Consider the following 5,098-nt stretch of genomic DNA (forward strand, 5'->3'; position numbering starts at 1 on the left):
CGTGCGGCTCAGCGTGCGGCTCCTCGACGGCGAGCAGCGAGACCACTCCCGCGAACTCGCCCCCGGCGTTCAACTCGCCGATCCGCGCGGCCAGTTCCTCCCGGCCCGCGCCGTCGACGGCCAGCGGAACAACCTCCGCACCGGCGGCCAGCAGCGCGCTCTCCACGCCCTCCACCGACGCACCCGCACCCGCACCCGTCACCAGCAGCCAACGGCCCGACAGCCGCCCCTCCGCCGAACCCGCCAACGGCTTCCACGTCACCCGGTACCGCCAGGAGTCCACCACCGAATCCACCCGGCGCCGCTGCCGCCACGAGGACAGCACCGGCAGCAGCGAGCGCAGCGCGCCGTCCTCGTCCAGTTCCAGGGACTCCGAGAGCTCGGCCAGGTCCCCGCGCTCGACGGCGTCCCAGAACCGCGCCTCGGTCGGGTCGCCCTCGGCCGCCACGGCGGCCGCCTCCAGCCAGTAGTGCTCGCGCTGGAAGGCGTAGGTCGGCAGCTCGACCGGGCGACCGGCGGGCAGCAGCGCGGTGAAGTCGACGGGCGCACCGGCGGTCCAGGCCTCCGCCAGCGCCAGCAGCACCTGCTCGGGGCCGCCCTGGCCTCGCCGCAGCGTGCCCAGCACGGCCGCCTCGGCCTCGACCGCGTCGGCGGTCTCCTGCACACCCACCGTCAGCACCGGGTGCGGGCTGCACTCCACGAACACCGCCCGGCCACCGGCCAGCAGCGCCCGCGTCGCCTCCTCGAAGCGCACCGGGGAGCGCAGGTTGTCGAACCAGTACCCGGCGTCCATCCGCGCCGTGTCGATCGGGGTGCCGGTCAGCGTCGAGTAGAGCGGCACCGTGGACGTGGTCGGGCTGATCCCGGCCAGGTCGTCCAGGATGCGCCCGCGCAGCCGGTCGACCTGGGCGGAGTGCGAGGCGTAGTCCACCGGGATCCGGCGGGCCCGCACCCCGTTCTCCTCGCAGAGCGCCATCAGCTCGTCCAGCGCGTCCGGCTCGCCCGACACCACCGTCGAGGACGGGCCGTTGTACGCGGCCACCGAGATCCGGCCGTCGAAGCCGACGATCAGCCCCTCGGCGGTCTCCTGGCCGACCGCAAGCGACACCATGCCGCCGTCACCGGCCAGTTCGATCAGCGCCCGGCTGCGCAGCGCGACCACCCGGGCACCGTCCTCCACGGACAGCGCACCAGCCACCACCGCCGCCGCGATCTCACCCTGCGAGTGACCGATCACCGCCGACGGCTCCACACCGTGCGCCCGCCACACCTCCGCCAGCGACACCATCACGGCCCACAGCACCGGCTGGACCACGTCCACCCGGTCCAACTCCGCGCCCGAACGCAGCACCTCGGTCAGCGACCAGTCCGTGAACGGCGCCAACGCCGCCTCGCACGCGGCCAACCTGGCCGCGAACACCGGTGAGGCCTCGGCGAGTTCCCACGCCATGCCCACCCACTGCGAACCCTGACCCGGGAACACGAACACCACGTCACCCGGGACGACCCGGCCCCGGACCACACCCTCGCCACCGAGCACCGCGAGGCCGTCCAGCAACGCCTCCCGGTCCGCACCCAGCACCACCGCACGGTGCTCCAGACCCGCCCGCGACAGCAACGCGGACGCCACATCCGCCACCGACGCCTCCGGACGCCCCAGCACGAACTCCCGCAGCCGCTCCGCCTGCGCACCCAACGCCGCCGGCGTCCGGCCCGACAGCAGCCACGGCACCGGGCCCGCGCCCGGAACAGCGGGCTCCGCCGGGCGCGGCTCGGACACGGATTCGAGGATCACATGGGCGTTGGTACCGCTGATCCCGAAGGAGGAAATACCCGCGCGACGCGGCCGGTCCGCCTCGGGCCACGGCCGGGCCTCGGTGAGCAGCTCCACCGCACCGGCCGACCAGTCCACGTGCGGGGACGGCGCGTCCACGTGCAGGGTCGCCGGCAGGACGCCGTGCCGCATCGCCAGCACCATCTTGATCACACCCGCCACACCGGCGGCGGCCTGGGTGTGCCCGATGTTGGACTTGATCGATCCCAGCCACAGCGGCCGGTCCGCGAAACGGCCCTGACCGTAGGTGGCCAGCAGCGCCTGGGCCTCGATCGGGTCGCCCAGCTTGGTGCCCGTGCCGTGCGCCTCCACGGCGTCGACCTCGGCGGCCGAGAGTCCGGCGTTGGCCAGCGCCTGCCGGATCACCCGCTCCTGCGACGGGCCGTTCGGCGCCGTCAGACCGTTCGACGCACCGTCCTGGTTGACGGCGGTGCCCCGCACCACCGCCAGCACCTGGTGCCCGTTGCGGCGGGCGTCGGAGAGCCGCTCCAGCACCAGCAGGCCCACGCCCTCCGACCAGCCGCTGCCGTCGGCGGCGGCCGAGAAGGCCTTGCAGCGCCCGTCGGCGGCCAGCCCGCCCTGGCGGCTGAACTCGGTGAACACCGAGGGCGTGGCGAGGACGGTGACACCGCCGGCCAGCGCCAGGTCGCAGTCACCGGAGCGCAGCGCCTGGGCCGCCTGGTGCATGGCCACCAGGGAGGAGGAGCACGCGGTGTCCACGGTGACCGCCGGGCCCTCCAGACCGAAGGTGTAGGAGACCCGGCCGGAGGCGACGCTGCCCGCGTTGCCGGTGCCGAGGAAGCCCTGGACCTCGTCCGGGACGGCTCCGCCGCCGGTCGCGTAGTCGTGGTACATCAGTCCGGCGTAGACACCGGTCCGGCTGCCGCGCAGCGCGGTCGGGTCCAGTCCGGCGCTCTCGAAGGCCTCCCAGGAGGCCTCCAGCAGCAGGCGCTGCTGCGGGTCCATCGCCAGTGCCTCGCGCGGGGAGATCCCGAACAGGCCGGCGTCGAACCGGGCGGCGTCGTGCAGGAAGCCGCCCTCGAAGACGGTCGCGGCGCCCGCGCTCTCGCCGGCGTACACGGCGCCGACGTCCCAGCCGCGGTCGGTCGGGAAGGCGGTGATGCCGTCCCCGCCGGAGGCCAGCAGCTTCCACAGCCGGTCCGGGTCGGTGACGCCGCCGGGGTAGCGGCAGCTCATGCCGACGATCGCGATCGGCTCGTCCGGGGCGGCGGTCGTGGCGGAGGGCCCGGTGGCGGCCGGGGCGGCCGGGCGCCGGCCGAGCAGCTCGGCGCGGACGAACTCGGCCAGCACGGCCGGGGTCGGGTGGTCGAACACCAGGGTGGCGGGCAGCCGCAGCCCGGTGACCTCCTGGAGCCGGTTGCGCAGCCGGACCGCGAGCAGCGAGTCGAAGCCGAGGTCCTTGAAGGCCCGGCCGGGCTCGACGGCGGCCGCGCTCGCGTGGCCGAGGACGGCGGCGACCTCGGTGGCGAGCAGTTCCCCGACCGTCCGGGTCTGCTCGGCCTCGGTGAGCCCGGTCAGCCGGTGCGCGAGCGAGCCGGTGGCGGTCTCGGCGGCGGCGGCGCGCCGCGGGGCCGGGCGGACCAGTGCGCGCAGCAGCGGCGGCACCTCGCCGTCCGGGCCGGCGGCCGAGCGCAGCCGGATCGGCAGCAGGTGCGGGCGTGCGGAGCCGACGGCCGCGTCGAACAGGGCGAGTCCGTCGGCGTCGCCGAGCGACTCCGCGGTGCGGGAGGCCCGGGCGACCTGCTCGGTGGAGAGGTGGCCGGTCATCCCGCTGGCGCCGGCCCACAGGCCCCAGCCGAGCGAGACCGCCGCGAGGCCCGCGGCGGCGCGGCGGGCGGCCAGCGCGTCCAGGGCCGCGTTCGCCGCCGCGTAGGCCGCCTGGCCCTCCGGGCCGAAGGTGCCGGCGGCGGAGGAGAACAGGACGAACAGGCCGAGTTCGCGGTCGGCGGTCAGCTCGTGCAGGTTGAGCGCCGCGTCCACCTTGGGCCGCAGCACCCCGGCCAGCCGGGCGTCGTCGTACGAGCCGACGGTGCCGTCGTCGATCACGCCGGCCGCGTGGACGACGCCCGTGACCGGGTGTTCGGCCAGCACGGCGGCGAGCGCGTCGCGGTCGGCGGCGTCGCAGGCGACGACCGTCGCGTCGGCGCCCAGTGCCCGCAGTCCCTCGACCAGTTCGGCCGCGCCGGGGGCGTCGGCGCCCCGCCGGCCGAGCAGCACCAGCCGGCGCACCCCGTGCCGGGCGGCCAGGTGCCGGGCGACCAGGCCGCCCAGTGTTCCGGTGCCGCCGGTGATCAGCACCGACTCGGGCAGCGCGGGCGTGTCCGCGGCCGGGGTGCGGACCAGGCGCGGGAGCAGCACGGCGCCGTCGCGCAGCGCGGTGCGGGGCTCGGTGTCCACGGCGGACGGCCAGGGGCCGCCGTCCCCGGCCGGGTCGCGGTCGACCAGGACGAAGCTGCCTGGGTGCTCGGCCTGGGCCGAGGCGACCAGGCCGTGCACGGCGGCGCCCGCGAGGTCGGCGTCCGCGCCGACGGCGCCGCGGGTGAGCAGCACCAGCCGGGACGTGCCGAGCCGCTCCTCGGCGAGCCAGTCGCGCAGCAGGCCGAGGACGGCGGAGGTGGCGCCCAGCACGGCCTGCGCGTCGTCGCCGGACGGGACCGGCAGGACGACGACGGCCGGGGTGGGCGCGCCCGCGTCGAGGGCGGCGGTCAGCGCGGCGAGGTCCGGGTGGCGGACGGCCCGCGGCAGTCCGGCGTCGTCGGCGCCGAGCACCGCCCAGCCGGTGGTGTCGGGGGTCGCGGTCGGGTCGGTCGCGGGCACCCAGTCCAGGGCGAACAGGGCGTCGTGGACGCCGCGCGCGGCGCTGCCGTCCAGGGCCTCGGGGGTGACCTCCCGGGCGGCCAGCGCGTCGACGGCGAACACGGGGGCGCCGGTGGGGTCGGCGGCCCGCACGGTGGTTCCGCCGGGGCCGCGGGTCAGGGCGACCCGCAGCGTGGTGGCGCCGACGGCCTGGAGCGAGACGCCGGTCCAGGCGAAGGGCAGCCTGGTTCCGGCCTCGGCGTCGAGGGCGGCGGCGTGCAGGGCGGCGTCCAGCAGTGCGGGGTGCACGCCGTAGCCGTCGGCCTGGACGTCCTGGGGCAGGGCGACCTCGGCGTAGACGGTGCTGCCGTCGCGCCAGGCGGCGCGCAGGCCCTGGAAGGCGGGGCCGTAGCCGTAACCGGCCTCGGTGAGCGCCTGGTAGAAGCC

Annotated in this window: 1 protein-coding gene; it reads right to left on the reverse strand. The window is 76.7% G+C overall.

Features of this window, described 5'->3' with window-relative positions; all coding sequences use genetic code 11:
• On the reverse strand, positions 1–5,098 hold a 5,098-nt coding region (locus tag ACIQOV_RS26880), incomplete at both ends, for an SDR family NAD(P)-dependent oxidoreductase (RefSeq protein ID WP_401052699.1).

It is taken from the genome of Kitasatospora sp. NPDC091257 (assembly GCF_044757675.1).
Classification (GTDB): Bacteria; Actinomycetota; Actinomycetes; order Streptomycetales; family Streptomycetaceae; genus Kitasatospora; species Kitasatospora lactacystinica.